This is a genomic window from Brucella cytisi, from assembly GCF_038433355.1.
Classification (GTDB): Bacteria; Pseudomonadota; Alphaproteobacteria; order Rhizobiales; family Rhizobiaceae; genus Brucella; species Brucella cytisi.
Genome location: NZ_JBCAUP010000025.1, coordinates 42,438 through 58,759 on the forward strand (window position 1 = coordinate 42,438; position 16,322 = coordinate 58,759).

Below are 16,322 nucleotides of genomic sequence, written 5' to 3' on the forward strand. Positions count from 1 at the left end.
GATGTTCCCGGCCCTTCTAATCGGGGCGGCGATTGCCGCCGGCGTGATCGGCTGGAGCGGGTACGTCCTGGCGCTTCCGGTCGCCATGATCTTTCCGGCGCTATGGGCGCTGTCGCCGTCGCGTGTGGTCGCAGCTCTTGTTTCGGCTGGATATTTCCTGGCTGCCACGCGCGGACTGCCCCTCGGTGTCGCGAATTTCTTCGCCGCCGACCTCTGGCCCGGCCTGATGCTCTGGCTGGCGGCCTCGATTTCATTCGTCATCGTGCATGCCGTGGCATGGTCAAGGCAACCGAAAAAGGGGCGGCTTCGGCGGGTTGATGCGGGCCGGGGCTTTCCGGAGAACGACCCGTCAGCAGGGAGGAGAGCAATGCGCTATCTAGTGGCGACCGTCTTGCTGGCGTTACCCCCGTTCGGCATCACCGGATGGGCGCAGCCGATCACCGCGGCCGGCGTACTCTTTCCTGGATGGGGATGGTGGGGGCTTGCGGGGACTGCGGCCATTCCCGTGTTGATGACATCGCGAGGCTGGCCGGCCGCAGCCATCGTTCTCGGAGGATTTTGGGCCTGGTCTGCCGCAAGCTGGACGCCTGCGGCTTTACCCCCGGGATGGAAAGGTGTCGATCTCGAACACGGTCATATCCTTGGCCGCGACGTTTCGCTCGGCCATCAACGTGATCTGATCGCAACGGTTCGGTCGCACGCCGATCCGCAGACCCGGTTCGTCGTCCTTCCCGAAAGCGCCCTCGGTTTCTGGACGCCAACCGTCGAGCGTCTCTGGCGAGACGGCTTGCGCGATTCCGTTGTTACCGTCATTGGGGGGGCGATCGTAGTCGAGCATCAGGGTTACGACAATATTCTGGTAGCGGTCTCGGCAGACCGAACCGGAATCCTCTATCGCGAACGCATGCCGGTTCCTGTGTCCATGTGGCAACCTTGGCGTGTCTGGATTGGGCAGGGAGGAGGCGTGCCGGCGAAATTCTTTGCCAATCCGACCGTCGAGATCAACGGAGTGACACTTGCGCCGCTGATCTGCTATGAGCAGCTCGTCGTCTGGCCGATACTTCAGTCGATGCTCCATTCCCCTGATATCGTCGTGGCAATCGGCAATGGCTGGTGGACCGCCGATACGTCGATCGTCGCGATCCAGCGCGCCAGCTCTATCGCCTGGGCGAAGCTTTTTGGCCAGCCCCTTATCATGGCATTCAACGCGTGAGACGGGAAACGAAATCGGCTTTGGTGGCGATCAGACGGCGCCTGGGATTACTTATTCAGAGATCGAGAGTAGCCACCGACCAATATGGGATCGGACGGCTGCCTCTACCAGATGAGCCGCATCCAGCAGCGGCATGAGCGCCAGCGATACGGTTAAATTCGGCAATGATCTGATAAGCGACGGTTGGCACTTAGCCGTCGACGCCTGCGTGTGCGTGACGCTTTCACTGGATCAACGGGCAATCGATGGGGCGTTGGGAGCGCAATGGCTGTTCAGCTTCAACGGGCATCGCGACTACAGCTTGCCTTTCTGGTGCCCATGCTCGCGATCTGACTGTTGTCGGCTTTGGCGGCGCGATCCAGGACGCTTTTCGCGAAGCCTATTTCGCGCCCTACGCCAAGGAAAAGGGCATCAAGGTGCTCGAAGACACAACGAATGGCGGCCTTGCCAAGCAGAAGGCAATGGTTGACGCGGGAAATGTTACCTGGGACGTCATGCAGATGGAGGACGACGAGGTCACCATGGCGTGCGAACAGGGGCTGCTCGAGAATATTGACTGGTCGAACAAATCCAACGCGGATGAAATAGATCCCAGTCAGTTCAAGGAATGCGCTGTTGGCGTTCTTACCGCGCAAGATAATCTATAACGTAGTCTGTCAGCTCCTGAGGGCCTGTCGTCGATACGTTGATATTATACGGTTTGATATTATATACATTAGTAAATTGAAAATTGCAGGAGCGCTTAATGAAACTGACGAAGATCAATGAGCGATTGACCGTGACGGGTCAGATCGATCCCGCCAAATTTGCTGACCTTGCCCGTGAGGGTTTTAAGGCTATCATCAACCTCCGGCCAGACGGGGAAGATACCGACCAGCCGGGAAACGCTGTTGAAAAACAGGCTGCCCAGGCTGCTGGCGTTGCTTATTCGTTTATTCCGGTCACAGCCGCTACCATCACCGAAGCGGATATCCGAGCCTTTCAGTGCGCTGTAAACGGGGCCGATGGCCCGGTAGTGGCACATTGCAAAGGCGCCGGGCGTGCGTTGACTCTTCATGTGCTTGGCGAAGTACTTGATGGACGAATGGTCCGCGAGGAAGTTGAAGCCTTCGGCAAGAGCCATGGCATCGACCTCTCGATCGGTATGCGCTGGCTCGACAAGCAAGCCCCAGGAGCACCCAGGGTAAAGGGTTTCTATGATCCCCGGACAGGAAGTATCCAGTATGTCGTCTCTGATCCGGCGACGAAGGCCTGTGCCATCATCGATCCGCTTCTCGACTTCGATGAGAAGTCGGGGACGACTGCCACGACGCATGCCGACGCCATCCTGGACTATGTCAGCGAGGAGGGACTGAAGGTCGAGTGGATCCTCGACACGCATCCGCACGCCGACCATTTCTCTTCGGCGCACTATCTGAAGGAGAAGACCGGTGCCCTTACGGCCATAGGTGCCCGTGTCGTCGATGTACAGAAGCTCTGGAAAGACATCTATAATCTGTCCGAGCTCGCCACGGACGGATCACAGTGGGATCGACTCTTCACTGATGGCGAGACATTCGCGCTCGGTGCATTGCAGGGCCGGGTGATTTTCACACCTGGCCACACGCTGGCTTCGATCACCTACGTGATCGGGGACGCCGCTTTTGTGAATGATACCATCTTCATGCCGGATTCCGGCACGGCACGCGCGGATTTCCCCGGTGGGAGTGCCAAAGCGCTCTGGGAGGGCATCCAGCGGATTCTGGCGCTTCCCGATGAAACGCGGCTGTTCACCGGCCATGATTATGAACCAGACGGGCGTGCAGCAAAATGGGAAAGTACTGTCGCTGAACAAAAGCGGACGAACCTTCACCTGGCTGATATGACGGAAGTGGCGTTCGTAGCACTTCGCGAAGCGCGCGACAAGACGTTGCCAATGCCCAAACTGATCCTCCATGCCTTACAGGTGAATATTCGCGGTGGGCGTCTGCCTGAGCCAGATGCAAACGGGAACCGCTATCTCAAGTTCCCGCTGAATGCGCTTGGCGGTGCAGCATGGTGACGACGCTGAGCACTCACCAGAAGCCGTCCATGTCACGCGAAGACATGGACGCGCGCGCCGTCGAGGTTGCCTCGCTTCTCAAGACGCTTGCGCACCCCGGCCGTTTGCGGCTCGCATGTGCGCTTGTCGATGGAGAGTTCTCCGTCGGCGAGCTGGAAAACAAACTCGACATTCATCAACCGACCTTATCGCAGCAACTCGGCGTGTTGCGTGACGCCGGCATCGTCGAAACACGTCGGGACGCCAAGCAGATCTTCTACCAGCTCACGGAAAAGAAGGCGGCGCTGCTCATACAGGCGCTCTACGCCATCTATTGTAATCCGGCGGACGAAAAATGACTTTTACCTTTTATCTTCCTTCACTGTTTGGCGGAGCGCTGATTGGCCTTGCTGCTGTTCTGTTGATGGCCTGGGACGGGCGCATCGCCGGTATCCGTGGCATTGCAAGCCGTTTGCTGCCGCCTTAACTCGATGGTGGATTCCTGTCACGCCTTGGCTTCGTGCTGGGGTTGATTGTGGCCCACTTGTCTATTCAGCATCCACCGGGCAGCCTGTAATGCAATCGGTCTCCTCCAATCTGCCAGTAATGGTGGTTGCCGGTCTGCTGGTTGGCTTCGGATCGGTTTATGGCAATGGCTGCACCAGCGGCCATGACGTCTGCGACCTGTCCCGGCTGTCGCTGCGCTCGACCGTGACCACCCTGGTCTTTATGGCTGCTGCTTTCGCAACGCTCTTGTCCGTCATGTCGCGGGAGTATGACCATGTCGTTCCTCATCAATCTTGCAACTGGACTGTTGTTCGGCATCGGGCTCGTCGCGTCGGGTATGTCGGACCCGGCCAGAGTGCTGAACTTTCTCGATCTGTTGGGCGCCTTGGATCCGTCATTGGCTTTCGTCATGGGTGGCGCTGTCATAACAGCCTTTTTCGGCTATCGCATCGTGTTCAGGCGTCCCGGTCCGGTTGTTGGCACGTCCTTTCAGCTGCCAACAAAGACCAGCATCGACAGCGGGGTTGTCGCCGGTCCGGCCATCTTCGGAATTGGCTGGGGGCTGGGTGGCTTCTGTCCGGGGCCAGCGCTTACCGCTGTAACGCTCGGCGCGACCGGCGCTTATGTCTTCCTGCCGATGATGTTTCTAGGCATGTGGTTGGCTCGGATGGCAACCAACAAGAAGCCTGGTATCGCTGCGGTGTGACGAAGTCTCCGAACCGGAATAGACCGTTAAACTTCAATTCGGATTGAAAGAGGCCAGGATCATGTTTCTGGAACCCGTTCAATATGCTTTGGGCGCACTCTCAGGCGGCATTGTCGGTGTGAGCCTTGGGTTGTTCGGCGGCGGCGGCTCCATCTTGGCCGTTCCACTGATGATCTACCTTGTTGGCGTTCCAAGCGCGCATCTTGCCATTGGCACCAGTGCGGTCTCAGTCGCAGCCAATGCGATCACCGGGCTCGCCAATCATGCCCGCAACGGCAGGGTAAACTGGCGATGTGCTGCGATCTTCAGTTTCGCCGGAGTCATCGGCGCGTCATTTGGTGCATCCCTGGGTAAAGCCATTGATGGTCGCCAGTTGCTTGTCTTGTTTGCGGGCGTGATGGTGGTGGTTGCTGCGCTGATGTTTCGCCGCAGACACATTGAGGGCGATCCCGCTACCGTCTGCACGCGTGAGAAACTGCCAAAAGTGTTGGGCGTCGGCGGCGGAACCGGTGTCCTGTCCGGATTCTTCGAGATCGGCGGAGGTTTCCTGATTGTACCTGGCCTGATCGCCTCGACTGGCATGCCGATGATCAACGCTGTCGGCTCTTCATTGGTCGCAGTTACGGCCTTTGGAATGACCACTGCCGTTTCATATGCTATGTCGGACATGGTTGACTGGCCATTAGCGGTCGCCTTTGTCGGCGGCGGTATCGTAGGTGGCTACAGCGGCGCATCCATGGCGGGGCTGCTGGAAAGTCGCAAGGGCACTCTTAACGTACTGTTTGCGCTTATGATCGTGATAGTCGCTACCTATATGGCATGGCGCAATATCAGCGGAAGCTGATTGTCGCAGGCTCGCGATCTGACCGATAAAGCAGGAATATCTAAGTTGCGACTGGCCAAGCTGGGGCACATCGTCCACAAGCGCGAATAGCCGCGTTGGATCTACCTGGTGAATTGGTTGCCAGTCAGTCCGGCTTGTCCCTCAACCCATCGTGAACCCCGTTGTGGATCAGCCTGTCGACTGCCGCGTTACAAACTCGTCTTTGGAAGAAGAATAGCAATAGCCATTCCCCTTGGATGGCCCAAGAAGTTGTACAATTTCAACGATACGAGCGCCTATCGTGGCCCATACCTGGCGTGGAAAACTCCGTTGAACCGTTCCTATAGGAAATCGGCACAAAAGTCAGGAGCGGATGAGATTTTACCTGTGTGGAGAAGGTCAATGATCGTAATATTACTCGTCATTGGCAATATGCGGTATTTCAGTTTTTCTAAACGTTACAGTGTTGAAAGCGTGAAACGGTCTGTTTAAGACAATCGCGGTCAAATGGTAGGGAAGCAAACAAATTGTATCATTTCTGGCTCGATCGTTGGGATGAGCGGCGCGCACAACGCGGAGAAGTAGCAAAAAAGACAACTGGTTTTCGCATAGACGCTGATCTTGTGTTTCCCGACGCTACGAGCGCCACGACGATTGAGGAGTTTTGCGTTCTCGCGGAACGGGCGACCTCGAGCCCCGCCTTTTTCAAAGCGCCAACCGGGCACGACCCAGAGTATTACCGCGAAGGAGAATTCCTCAGGTTCCCGTCTGACCTTTCTACGGACGTTCGAGAAAACAATCTGGTTTGGGCCAGGATTACCGAAAGTGGATCGCACGATAAGGCAACGGTTATTTTCCATCATTGGAATGCACGATCCCGAAACCAACAGATAGCGAAATATCTCTCGAAAAGAGGGGTGGCGGTTATCGAAATTTCTATGCCTTATCATTTTGAGAGAAGCCGTCCGGGGGCGGAATATGCCGATTATATGCTTAGCCCGAGTCTCGGTCGTACAATCCAGGCAATCCGCCAGGCGGTTTGGGATGGGCAAAAGCTCATCCGTTGGTTGAAGAAAGAAGGTTATTGCGAAATATCCGTTGTAGGAATGAGCCTCGGTTCATGGGTGGCAGGACTGATTGCAGCGCATGACCCCAACGTATCCAAAGCCTCTCTGTTTCTAACCGCCGGGAGTCTCGCTGATATGGTCTGGACAGGCCGTGCAACGCGCCCAATTCGTGATGGACTGCAAACATCGATCGGGATAGCAGAACTTCGACGAGCTTGGGCCCCGCTTAACCTAGAGAATTACGTCTATAGTCTCGCGCGGGCAAATCTCGATATTCAGTTCATACTGGCTAAACGAGACAAAGTCGTTTTGCCAGCATTCTCGGATGCACTCATCGAAAAATTGAGAAGTATTGCTACGCGCGCCAATGTTCTGCAACTCAACTGTGGTCACTATTCACTTGCCGTTCCACCCTACATTTTATTTGCCGGAGTGAGTCTGAAACGTTTTCTGTTTCAGGCCCAGGATCCGGCTTTTCAATGCTAGTTGGGGCTCAAAATGGCATTCTCTTTCTGGGGATGGCAGTTTATCCCTTCAAGATACGCACGTCTCAAAACTTGTTTAAGTCCCAATGTTTAGTGGCCGTTGTGTATTATGCAGGTGATTGAATATGGGTGCATTTTAAGGCATCTAATCGATTGTTTTCTTAAGACCGCCTGGTTCTGAGAACTGAAAAGTGACTACGGGGCGGGTGCTGGATAAATTACGCTTGTCGTTGTCGACCACAGGAAAAACTCGTGGTTTATATGGCAATTACGTTGTCAACTATGACGGTTGTGATACCTGCATTCCAGAGTCACAACAGCGCGTCCCGCCTGATCAAATGGAATTGGATACACTCTTCCTGCGCCACACTGGCTGGTTCGTTGCTGCTCCGTTTTACTAAGGGCTCAGCAGCTTCTGCATTCTCGCCTGGTGGTGTAAGCCCACGTCCTGGACAATTTCGGCAATCTGCTTGAGTTGGGATGACAGCGGATTGCTTTTGCGCCAGACCAATCCGATGGTCCGCAAGGGCCGTGGCTCTGCGAGGCGGAACATGCAGACATTTGCCGCAAGGGTTTCCGTATAGACAGCCATCTCCGGCACAAGCGTGATGCCTATGCCTGCGCCCACCATCTGAACAAGCGTGGAAAGCGAACTACCCTCCATTAGTTCGCGCGGCGGCGCATCTGCGATATTACAGAACGACAGGGCCTGATCGCGAAAACAATGCCCTTCTTCCAACAGAAGCAAACGCATTTCATGCAGTTTTTCGGCGCTCGGAACTGGCTTGCCCGCATCCTCCAACGGGCGCATCAGGACAAACTCCTCCTCAAAAAGAGGAACTTCCTGCAAGGCAGGCTCCGAAATCGGCAAGGCAACAATCGCGGCGTCAAGTTTGGCTTCCAGCAAGTCTTCGATCAGCTTTTGAGTGATTGCCTCTCGTGGTCTGGGTTCCAGCCCCGGATAGCGTTGGGTCAGTGTCTTGATAACTTCAGGCAAAAGATAAGGCGCAACAGTCGGGATCACGCCCAGACGCAGGCGACCGGTAAATGGGCCATGCGCCGCACGAGCCAGCTCTTCCAGTTCGTCAACTGAGCGCAGGATGCCACGCACCCTTTCCGCAAATTCTTCGCCAAGGCCGGTAAGGCGGATTTGCCTGCCGCCGCGCTCTACCAAAGGAGCGCCGATCAGGTCTTCCAGTTCCTTGATTTGCAAGGACAGTGCAGGCTGGGAGATGGAACATGCCGCCGCCGCACGTCCAAAATGGCTCAATCGCGCAAGCGAGTCAAAGTAGCGGAGGTGTTTCATGGAGAGGCCAATCATAAGCTCAGCATATCGCAGCCTTAAGAATATACAATTGGAATTTATCGAAAGCATTGATTACCGTGCCAATACTGATTGTTGGCTCCGAAGCGACCGCCTTCATAGCGGTCGCTTTGGTATGCCAGTGTCAGCCGCCCGTTCAATTTAGCGAAAGCCATCTTTCGGAAAGCCATCGGAGAGCAATCATGGACGTGAAGACGAAATCGGCCGGAAAATGTCCGGTCATGCACGGCGGCAATACCGCGCTTGGCAATTCTGTCATGGAATGGTGGCCCAATGCGCTGAACCTCGACATTCTGCACCAGCATGACACCAAGACCAATCCGCTGGGCAAGAACTTCGATTACAAGCAAGAGCTGAAGAAGCTCGACGTAGAGGCTCTCAAGACCGATCTGCGCACGCTCATGACGGATAGTCAGGAGTGGTGGCCTGCCGACTGGGGCAGCTATGTCGGCATGATGGCTCGTGTGACCTGGCACGCTGCCGGTTCCTACCGCACCTCCGACGGTCGCGGCGGCGCCAACACCGGCAATCAGCGTTTTGCTCCACTCAATTCCTGGCCGGATAATGTCAACACCGACAAGGGGCGCCGTCTGCTGTGGCCGATCAAGAAGAAGTACGGCAACCGGATTTCCTGGGCCGACCTGATCGCGCTTGCCGGTACGATCGCCTATGAAGTCGCCGGCCTCAAGACTTATGGTTTCGCCTTCGGTCGCGAAGACATCTGGGCACCTGAAAAGGACACCTATTGGGGCAACGAAAAGGAATGGCTTGCACCGAGCGATGGCCGTTATGGTGATCTTACCAAGCCGAACACGCTCGACAATCCGCTTGCTGCGGTCCAGATGGGCCTCATCTACGTCAACCCGGAAGGCGTTAACGGCAAGTCTGATCCGCTGGCAACAGCAGCTCAGATGCGCGAAACCTTTGCCCGTATGGGTATGGACGACGAAGAAACTGTGGCTCTGACCGCAGGTGGTCATACCATCGGCAAGTCCCACGGCAATGGTGATCCGTCTAACCTGAGTGCCAATCCGGAAGATGCAGGCCCAGAATACCAGGGACTGGGCTGGATGAACACCAAGGGCCGCGGTATCGGTCGTGATACCGTCGTTTCCGGCATCGAAGGTGCATGGACTACGGAGCCGACCAAGTGGGACAACGGCTTCTTCCAGATGCTGTTCAAGCACGATTGGCATCTGGTAAAGAGCCCGGCTGGTGCTTCGCAGTGGGCACCTGTTTCGATCGCTGAGGAGGACAAACCGGTCGACGTGGAAGATCCGTCGATTCGTCTCAATCCGATGATGACCGATGCAGATATGGCGCTGAAGCTCGACCCGATCTACCGCGCGATTTCCGAACGCTTCATGAACGATTTCGACGCATTCTCCGATGCTTTTGCCCGCGCATGGTTCAAACTTACTCATCGCGACATGGGCCCGAAGACCCGTTACATCGGTCCGGACGCTCCAACCGAAGATCTCATCTGGCAAGATCCTATTCCGGCTGGTCGTACTGATTACGACGTCAAGGATCTGAAGGCCCAGATTGCCGTTTCTGGCCTTTCTATTCAAGATCTGGTGTCCACTGCCTGGGACAGTGCCCGTACCTATCGTGGTTCGGATTTCCGCGGTGGAGCCAACGGTGCACGCATCCGCCTGGCTCCGCAGAAGAACTGGGAAGGTAACGAACCTGAACGTCTGGCCCGCGTTCTCTCGATCCTTGAACCGATCGCAGCCGCGTCCGGTGCAAGTCTGGCTGATGTCATCGTGCTGGCTGGCAATTTCGGTGTTGAACAGGCAGCCAAGGCCGCCGGTTTTGATATTGAAGTGCCTTTCGCTCCAGGACGCGGCGACGCAACCGCCGAGCAGACTGATGCTGAAAGCTTCGCTCCGCTTGAACCGCTGGCTGACGGTTTCCGCAACTGGCAAAAAAAGGACTATGTGGTCAGTGCCGAAGAACTGCTTCTCGACCGGGCACAGCTCATGGGCCTCAGCGCCCCTGAAATGACGGTCCTTATCGGTGGCATGCGCGCCATCGGGACAAACTACGGCGGTACGTCACACGGTGTCTTCACGGACAAGGCAGGTGCATTGACGACAGACTTCTTCGTCACGCTGACCGACATGAACAATTCGTGGATCCCGACCGGTGAAGGCCTCTACGAAATCCGCGACCGCAAGACCGGTACGCCGAAGTTCACCGCTACGCGCGTCGACCTCGTTTTTGGTTCGAACTCGATCCTTCGCGCCTATGCGGAAGTCTATGCCCAGGATGACAGCAGGGAGAAGTTCGTAAAGGACTTCGTTGTCGCCTGGACCAAAGTGATGAACGCAGATCGCTTCGATCTGGCATAGCAGCTATCCGGCACAAAAATCCTCCCCCGACATGCAGGGGGAGGATTCTGGCTGCATCTCTAATCGAAATGTCGAGGTCAAGCGGACCTGGGCCTTCGGGATTTCGTTGGTTTGAGCTCTCCCGATCACCAGCTTGCCCAAAGCAATACAGCCGTGGCGTCCGGACAAGCTGGAAATGACCGGTGCTTTGCCGAACAGTTTCGGCCCTGACCGGCCAGGCAGGCAGGGTTGCCAGTTACCGCAACGGCTCATCCTCTCTGCGGTTCCGCCAATCGTCGATCCAGACTGAGGTTGTTTCAGCGCTCCATTGATGTCCCGCAGGTCGACGATCATCGATCACGTTTCAGTGCATCAGCAATCCTATCTATCAGAAGGCGAACACGGCGTGGTTGAACGGAACCTGCCGGATAGACAATCCGCAGGTCGGTGTTACCGGGTGAGAACTCTTTCAGTATTTCCACAAGCGCGCCCGAGGCCAGATCCAGCTCGACATCCAGCAAGGACTTCAGGGCGATGCCTTTACCGGCAACGCACCATTCCCGAACAAGCCCGCCGTCATTGGCAGCACGCCGCCCGCGCACCATCACGCGGGTGACCTCACCGTCAATCCGGAATGGCCACTCCGCGTAAAGGTCCTGACCAAAACGAACGACCAGACAATCATGGGCGGCAAGATCATCGGGATGTTGCGGCGTGCCGTTCTCTTTCAGGTACGCTGGAGACGCGCAGACCAGTCGACGGTTTGTGCCAAGAGAGCGGCTACGCATCGAGCTGTCGACCATAACACCGTGACGGATCGCAAAGTCGATCCCTTGGCCGACGAGATCGACATAACCGTCGCTCAGCTGGAGATCGACCGTAACGTTAGGGTGCTCATGGAGGAATGCATCGACAATCGGGACGATATAGGTTCGACCAATATCCTCGGCAGCGCTCAGGCGAATTGGGCCAGAAATGGTTTCTGCACCCAGCCTGATGCGACTTTCCAGTTCTTCAGCCTCTGCGAGCAGTCGTCTGGCACCAGTAACAAGATGCCGACCTTCTTCTGTCAGACTGATCGCCCGCGTCGTGCGGGTAAGCAGGGTGGCACCATAATAAGCTTCAAGCGCCGCCAGACGCTCGGTAACTGTCGCTGGCGCCAGGCCCATCTCACGTCCCGCAGCGGCGAGACCGCCCTTTTCCACAATGCGTAAAAACAGTGCCAGATTGTCCAGAATCATTATTCGTGATCTCCGAATTATCATTTCAGTTTATCACCAATTCTACGTGATGTATGTACGAGTTAGAACTGTTTCCGAAAGGAGACGGAACATGCAACTCGATCACGTCACCCTCCGCACCCGCAACATTCCTGCCACCCGCGATTTCTTTATCCAGGTCTTCGACATGGTACCGGGCCCGCGCCCTTGCCAGCTACAGCGCATCCCCGGTTGCTGGCTATACAGCGAAGGTCATCCGGTTGTTCACATTATAGGCTCGTTTGGCAATCATCTCGATTGCGCATCCGAGGCCATAGACCACGTCGGGTTCAAACTGAGCGGCTATGCTGGTTTCCGGTCCAGACTTGAACGGGTTGGCATACGTTACAGCACGATGGATCTGGCCGACGTTCAGGAGCGGCGACTGTTTTTCCGCGCACCAGGCGGGCCTTTGCTCGAAGCAGTCTTCGCTGAAGCGGTGCCAGACGAACAAACGCCGCCGGCTTCATAATCATCGATCCCGAACGTTATCGCTTCGGCCACGGATGGTTTCGGCGATGCAAAGGGCGCGGGCACCGGATGTGCACGGGAAAAGGGCCCGCGCGCCATCCATCGATCCGGAGCTACGTCCCAAACCTTCCAAACATGTTTTATCAAGGGACATCACCATGAAAACCTCTTCCATGCGGTCTATCCTTTATCACGGCGCTATCGCCCTTGCCGTTGCCGGCACGATCGCGGTTTCCACCGCAAGTGCTGCACAGGCAGGCAATTTCTGGAGCCCAAGCTGGATGTCGGCCACGCAGCCGATATGGGACGGCAATTTCGTTCTCCCGCTCGGGGTTCCCGCTCACTACTATCGGCAAACCATCCGCCAGATGGCGCGACTGAGCATCGGTGGCAACAAGCTGCGAGTGGTCATCAGCAACGAAGATGGGGCTACGCCACTTCGCATCGGCGCGGCCCGTCTGGCTCGCCATGAGAAGGGCTCGGCGATCATAGCTGGCACGGACCGCGTGTTGCACTTCGGTGGAAATCCTGAAGTCGTGATTCCCGCCGGTGGACGCATCATAAGCGATCCGGTCAACCTGTCGCTGCCAGCCCTTGCTGAAGTAGCGGTATCGCTTTACCTCCCAGAGACCACCTGGCCTGCCGGCTTCCACTTTGATGCACGCGATACTGCCTATCTCGTAAACGGCAATATGACTGGAGACGTGAGCTTGCCCGATACCGCGTCGCAATTCAGTACACGCGTTTTCTTCAGCGGACTGATCGTGGAAACTGAACAGGCGCCGACCACAATCGTCGCAATCGGTGACTCGCTTACGGACGGGAACGGCTCTACTCCAGGTGCCAACACCCGTTGGCCGGATGTTTTGGCCGAGCGACTGGCGGGAAGCGGTATCGGCGTTCTCAATGCCGGTATTTCCGGTGGCCGTCTGCTGAAAGACGGAATGGGACGCGCCGGACTGGTTCGCGCATCGCGCGACGTGTTTGCGCAGCCGGGCGTGAAGGCCGTTATCGTCAAGTTCGGAACTAACGACATCGGTTGGCCCGGCGGCGGCTTTGCGCCGGACGAGGAGATGGTCAGTGCTGAAGACATCATTCAGGGCTACCGCGAATTGATCGAAATGGCTCACGCCAACAATGTCCGCATCATCGCTGGCACGATCGCCCCCAATGAAGGTGTGGCGAAAGGTTCGATAATCGAAGGTCACCACTCACCTGAGAAAGACAGGATCCGGCAAACAGTGAACCAGTGGATCCGTGAGAGTGGCGCTTTTGATGACTTCGTGGATTTCGACGCTGTTCTGCGCGATCCCGCGAATCCGGCCCGCATGAAGGCCGAGCTGGATTCTGGCGATCACCTTCATCCAGGCGATGCCGGTTACAAAGCTATGGCTGCGGCGATCGACGTCGATGCTTTGCTTGGCCGCTGATCATTTCCCTTCCGATTCATAAGGAAAATTCCCATGGACTATCGTTATCTCGGCAAATCCGGCCTCAAGGTTCCAGTTCTCAGCTTTGGAGCCGGCACTTTCGGTGGCTCCGGTCCGCTCTTCAGCCACTGGGGCAATTCAGATGCCACAGAAGCACGCCGCCTCGTCGACATCTGCCTCGAAGCAGGTGTCAATCTGTTCGATACGGCGGACGTCTACTCGAATGGCGCTTCGGAAGAAGTGTTGGGGGAAGCCGTCAAGGGACGGCGCGACGCGGTCCTGATTTCGACCAAGACCAGCCTGCCCATGGGCGACGGTCCCAACGATGCTGGTTCGTCCCATTTCCGACTGATCCGCTCCGTTGAGGATGCACTGCGCCGTCTCCAGACAGATTATATCGATATCCTCCAGCTACACGCCTTCGATGCCTACACTCCGGTTGAGGAAGTCTTGTCTACGCTCGACACACTCGTGCGTGCCGGCAAGGTTCGCTACACCGGCATCTCGAACTTCTCTGGCTGGCAGGTGATGAAATCGTTGGCTGTCGCCGATCGATATGGCTGGCCCCGCTACGTCACCAATCAGGTCTACTACTCCCTCGTCGGTCGTGACTATGAGTGGGATCTGATGCCGCTCGGCGCAGATCAGGGGCTTGGTGCGATGGTCTGGAGCCCACTTGGCTGGGGACGTTTGACCGGGAAAATCCGCCGTGGGGCAGCGTTGCCCGCAGGCAGCCGTCTCCATGAAACCGCGAGCTTTGGTCCGCCGGTTGAGGACGATTACCTCTTTCGGGTTGTCGATGCACTCGATGATGTCGCATCGGAGACCGGCAAGACCGTCCCGCAGGTGGCACTCAATTGGCTTTTGCAACGGCCAACTGTTTCCTCGGTCATCATCGGGGCACGCAACGAATTACAGCTTCATCAGAACCTCGGTGCTGTTGGCTGGAGCCTGACATCAGAACAGGTGACCAAACTCGATGCGGCGAGTGCCGTTACTGCGCCCTATCCCTATTCGCCATATCGGCGACAGGAGGGTTTTTCGAGGCTCAATCCAGCCATTGCAGGTTGAGAAACGATAACGGACATCGCGACCAAACGACTTCAATCAAGCCGGCTGTCCCTTGCCCCCCTGACGCCAGGTCGTCGGGTGGGAAGGGCGCCTTGTTCCCCGGCAACGCTGGACCTCGCCTAGTCCCGAATGTTGGACCTTCAAGGTTTCCTGACCGAAACCAGGTCGAGACATTGCACAAGGCATCTAGCTACTCGAATGATATGAACAGGCAATTATGCTGTGCCTGTCTCAGCATCGGAAAAGCGTCTGGATTGTTGTAGTGAAAAGGCAATCGCTATTTGGCGATATTTGCCATAGGGAATCTGTCGCACGAATGCCCGTAGCCCGATAGTTTTAATGAAGGAGAAAAATGAGGATTGTCTGGGTTGTAGTCACGACCGTGAGCACTGTTACAATGGCTGCTTTTGGGCTGTTAGCGTTAGTGGCCTTTTCCGATGCCAATAATCGCTGCCCGGGCATACAATGCAGCGATGCGATAAGCGCTGGAGCTTGCTTTACCCTCATAGCGTTGACTGGTTTAGCTATCACGGTGTTTGGATACCGCTCCATCCGTGCACTGGGCAGCCAGGGGAGGGACCCTCACATGCCATAATGTTATCGTGCAGCCGCAGGCCAGGCGAACGATATATCCCGTCGGACCCGACGGTCCGAAAGCGGCGGGTTGTCAATGGCAAGATCGAAGCGTTACCGCCTGCCGGCACGTGGTCAGAACCGCTTCGCTATGGCGGCGATAGATTGTGTGGACAGCGCTATCAGGGCCGTGTCCGCGTACCGCTTTCAGTCCAGTTTTCCCGATTGTTGCAGGGAGATGGCCTATTCACGCAACGCTAATGACATAGCGGGTCTACTCCTTTAAAAGGACGGCAATTCTTTCGAGAATAAGTTCGCTGGCATCCAGGATATCCTTGGAAAGTGCTGCCTCGGCAGCTTCTCCATCACGCGCTTCAATTGCTTTCATGACGATATAGTGGTCGTCAATCATGAGACGGCCCCCGTGTTCATATATACCTGCAATCAACGGACCCATCTGAAGCCAGAGCGTTCCAAGGATTGTAACCAGCGATGGCATGCGTGCTATTTCTGCAAAAGCAGAATGGAAAATCTGGTTGCACTCAAGAGCATCTTCCCAGCGTTGCTCGTTGATAGCGATCTCATTGTCGTTAATAATGGCCCAGAGCCGGGCAATGTCTTCCGGCGTTGCCGCAACAGCGGCCCGGCTGACCGCCAGTCCTTCCAAACGCACGCGAATGTCCCGTATCTCGCAATACCGATCCGGCGTCAGAATTGGAACGCGCACATCACGCGGTGTTTTCTGGATGAGGGCGTTGTCCTGAATAAGCCGTAGCAGAGCATCGCGAACCGGCGTGACCGATGTGCCCAACGAAGCCGCCAGCTCGCGAATGGTCAGCCGCGTACCAGGAGCAAATTTGCCGCGCATCAATGCTTCCGAGAGCTTGCGATAGACGACGTCACCCAGGTTCTCGTGCACCAGGGTCTGCAGTTCAGCAATATTGTGCATGCGCGCTCTCCACTAATGTCCCGGCATAACCATTATCATATTTGTAGTATGATGCATCAAATATGTTGCATGGTGCCGAAGTTGTCTGTAG

Annotated in this window: 16 protein-coding genes and 1 pseudogene; 13 read left to right on the forward strand and 4 right to left on the reverse strand. The window is 56.3% G+C overall.

The features are described 5' to 3' along the window. Position 1 precedes the first annotated feature (1 nt). The 9 genes and pseudogenes from AAE521_RS20675 (at position 2) to AAE521_RS20715 (ending at position 6,822) form a co-directional block, all read left to right on the forward strand. The gene (locus tag AAE521_RS20675) at positions 2-1,213 is read left to right on the forward strand and encodes a conjugal transfer protein TraB (RefSeq protein WP_342062328.1); all 1,212 of its coding nucleotides are present in this window, start codon (positions 2-4) and stop codon (positions 1,211-1,213) included. A 245-nt stretch (positions 1,214-1,458) separates the two neighbouring features. Beyond that, positions 1,459-1,860 (forward strand): type 2 periplasmic-binding domain-containing protein, encoded by a 402-nt coding sequence (locus AAE521_RS20680; protein WP_342062290.1) that lies wholly within the window; start codon positions 1,459-1,461, stop codon positions 1,858-1,860. 98 nt (positions 1,861-1,958) lie between these two features. Beyond that, positions 1,959-3,254, forward strand: coding sequence for a bifunctional sulfur transferase/dioxygenase Blh (blh, locus tag AAE521_RS20685; RefSeq protein WP_342062291.1), 1,296 nt, complete (start codon positions 1,959-1,961; stop codon positions 3,252-3,254). Continuing rightward, complete coding sequence (bigR, locus tag AAE521_RS20690) at positions 3,248-3,592, forward strand: sulfite-sensing transcriptional repressor BigR (protein WP_342062292.1); 345 nt, start codon at positions 3,248-3,250, stop codon at positions 3,590-3,592. Before blh ends, bigR begins: the two co-directional genes overlap by 7 nt. Beyond that, positions 3,589-3,720: a YeeE/YedE family protein gene (locus AAE521_RS20695; protein WP_342062293.1), complete on the forward strand. Its 132-nt coding sequence runs from the start codon at positions 3,589-3,591 to the stop codon at positions 3,718-3,720. The genes bigR and AAE521_RS20695 overlap by 4 nt, the downstream gene beginning before the upstream one ends. Positions 3,721-3,809: 89 nt before the next feature. Beyond that, positions 3,810-3,917, forward strand: a pseudogene (locus tag AAE521_RS20700) (YeeE/YedE family protein); the annotation flags it as partial. Between the two features lie 97 nt (positions 3,918-4,014). Next, on the forward strand, positions 4,015-4,446 hold the full coding sequence (locus AAE521_RS20705; RefSeq protein WP_342062294.1) for a DUF6691 family protein: 432 nt from the start codon (positions 4,015-4,017) through the stop codon (positions 4,444-4,446). A 61-nt stretch (positions 4,447-4,507) separates the two neighbouring features. After that, positions 4,508-5,290, forward strand: a complete 783-nt coding sequence (locus tag AAE521_RS20710) for a sulfite exporter TauE/SafE family protein (protein WP_342062295.1) — start codon at positions 4,508-4,510, stop codon at positions 5,288-5,290. 506 nt (positions 5,291-5,796) lie between these two features. Continuing rightward, positions 5,797-6,822: an alpha/beta hydrolase family protein gene (locus tag AAE521_RS20715; RefSeq protein ID WP_342062296.1), complete on the forward strand. Its 1,026-nt coding sequence runs from the start codon at positions 5,797-5,799 to the stop codon at positions 6,820-6,822. 396 nt (positions 6,823-7,218) lie between these two features. Here AAE521_RS20715 and AAE521_RS20720 read toward each other — a convergent pair whose 3' ends face one another. Further along, on the reverse strand, positions 7,219-8,142 hold the full coding sequence (locus tag AAE521_RS20720) for a hydrogen peroxide-inducible genes activator (protein ID WP_342062297.1): 924 nt from the start codon (positions 8,140-8,142) through the stop codon (positions 7,219-7,221). 185 nt (positions 8,143-8,327) lie between these two features. Here AAE521_RS20720 and katG point away from each other — a divergent pair, with 185 nt between their 5' ends. Beyond that, positions 8,328-10,499, forward strand: coding sequence for a catalase/peroxidase HPI (katG, locus tag AAE521_RS20725; RefSeq protein WP_342062298.1), 2,172 nt, complete (start codon positions 8,328-8,330; stop codon positions 10,497-10,499). Positions 10,500-10,502: 3 nt separating this feature from the next. Here the strand turns inward: katG and AAE521_RS20730 are convergent, their stop codons facing one another. Together AAE521_RS20730 and AAE521_RS20735 are read right to left on the reverse strand one after the other, a co-directional pair. Next, positions 10,503-10,832: a hypothetical protein gene (locus AAE521_RS20730; protein ID WP_342062299.1), complete on the reverse strand. Its 330-nt coding sequence runs from the start codon at positions 10,830-10,832 to the stop codon at positions 10,503-10,505. Next, the gene (locus tag AAE521_RS20735) at positions 10,829-11,719 is read right to left on the reverse strand and encodes a LysR family transcriptional regulator (protein ID WP_342062300.1); all 891 of its coding nucleotides are present in this window, start codon (positions 11,717-11,719) and stop codon (positions 10,829-10,831) included. The genes AAE521_RS20730 and AAE521_RS20735 overlap by 4 nt, the downstream gene beginning before the upstream one ends. 91 nt (positions 11,720-11,810) lie before the next feature. Between AAE521_RS20735 and AAE521_RS20740 the strand changes: the two genes are divergently transcribed. The 3 genes from AAE521_RS20740 to AAE521_RS20750 all read left to right on the forward strand — a co-directional run bounded on the left by AAE521_RS20740 (position 11,811) and on the right by AAE521_RS20750 (position 14,709). Then, complete coding sequence (locus AAE521_RS20740; RefSeq protein WP_342062301.1) at positions 11,811-12,209, forward strand: VOC family protein; 399 nt, start codon at positions 11,811-11,813, stop codon at positions 12,207-12,209. A 157-nt stretch (positions 12,210-12,366) separates the two neighbouring features. Further along, a complete protein-coding gene (locus AAE521_RS20745; protein ID WP_342062302.1) occupies positions 12,367-13,638 on the forward strand; it encodes an SGNH/GDSL hydrolase family protein in 1,272 nt (423 codons plus the stop codon). A gap of 33 nt (positions 13,639-13,671) precedes the next feature. Beyond that, complete coding sequence (locus AAE521_RS20750; RefSeq protein ID WP_342062303.1) at positions 13,672-14,709, forward strand: aldo/keto reductase; 1,038 nt, start codon at positions 13,672-13,674, stop codon at positions 14,707-14,709. Between the two features lie 847 nt (positions 14,710-15,556). On the opposite strand, the gene AAE521_RS20755 is transcribed toward AAE521_RS20750, so the two are convergent. Further along, positions 15,557-16,231, reverse strand: a complete 675-nt coding sequence (locus AAE521_RS20755) for a GntR family transcriptional regulator (RefSeq protein ID WP_374865091.1) — start codon at positions 16,229-16,231, stop codon at positions 15,557-15,559. Between the last annotated feature and the right edge of the window lie 91 nt (positions 16,232-16,322).

What these genes read in the sequence shown, in the direction of transcription:
- AAE521_RS20675 (WP_342062328.1), top strand. Translation starts at nt 2, where the DNA reads ATGTTCCCGGCCCTTCTAATCGGGGCGGCGATTGCCGCCGGCGTGATC.
- AAE521_RS20680 (WP_342062290.1), top strand. Translation starts at nt 1,459, where the DNA reads ATGGGGCGTTGGGAGCGCAATGGCTGTTCAGCTTCAACGGGCATCGCG.
- blh (WP_342062291.1), top strand. Translation starts at nt 1,959, where the DNA reads ATGAAACTGACGAAGATCAATGAGCGATTGACCGTGACGGGTCAGATC.
- bigR (WP_342062292.1), top strand. Translation starts at nt 3,248, where the DNA reads ATGGTGACGACGCTGAGCACTCACCAGAAGCCGTCCATGTCACGCGAA.
- AAE521_RS20695 (WP_342062293.1), top strand. Translation starts at nt 3,589, where the DNA reads ATGACTTTTACCTTTTATCTTCCTTCACTGTTTGGCGGAGCGCTGATT.
- AAE521_RS20705 (WP_342062294.1), top strand. Translation starts at nt 4,015, where the DNA reads ATGTCGTTCCTCATCAATCTTGCAACTGGACTGTTGTTCGGCATCGGG.
- AAE521_RS20710 (WP_342062295.1), top strand. Translation starts at nt 4,508, where the DNA reads ATGTTTCTGGAACCCGTTCAATATGCTTTGGGCGCACTCTCAGGCGGC.
- AAE521_RS20720 (WP_342062297.1), bottom strand. Translation starts at nt 8,142, where the DNA reads ATGATTGGCCTCTCCATGAAACACCTCCGCTACTTTGACTCGCTTGCG.
- katG (WP_342062298.1), top strand. Translation starts at nt 8,328, where the DNA reads ATGGACGTGAAGACGAAATCGGCCGGAAAATGTCCGGTCATGCACGGC.
- AAE521_RS20730 (WP_342062299.1), bottom strand. Translation starts at nt 10,832, where the DNA reads ATGATCGTCGACCTGCGGGACATCAATGGAGCGCTGAAACAACCTCAG.
- AAE521_RS20735 (WP_342062300.1), bottom strand. Translation starts at nt 11,719, where the DNA reads ATGATTCTGGACAATCTGGCACTGTTTTTACGCATTGTGGAAAAGGGC.
- AAE521_RS20740 (WP_342062301.1), top strand. Translation starts at nt 11,811, where the DNA reads ATGCAACTCGATCACGTCACCCTCCGCACCCGCAACATTCCTGCCACC.
- AAE521_RS20745 (WP_342062302.1), top strand. Translation starts at nt 12,367, where the DNA reads ATGAAAACCTCTTCCATGCGGTCTATCCTTTATCACGGCGCTATCGCC.
- AAE521_RS20750 (WP_342062303.1), top strand. Translation starts at nt 13,672, where the DNA reads ATGGACTATCGTTATCTCGGCAAATCCGGCCTCAAGGTTCCAGTTCTC.
- AAE521_RS20755 (WP_374865091.1), bottom strand. Translation starts at nt 16,231, where the DNA reads ATGCACAATATTGCTGAACTGCAGACCCTGGTGCACGAGAACCTGGGT.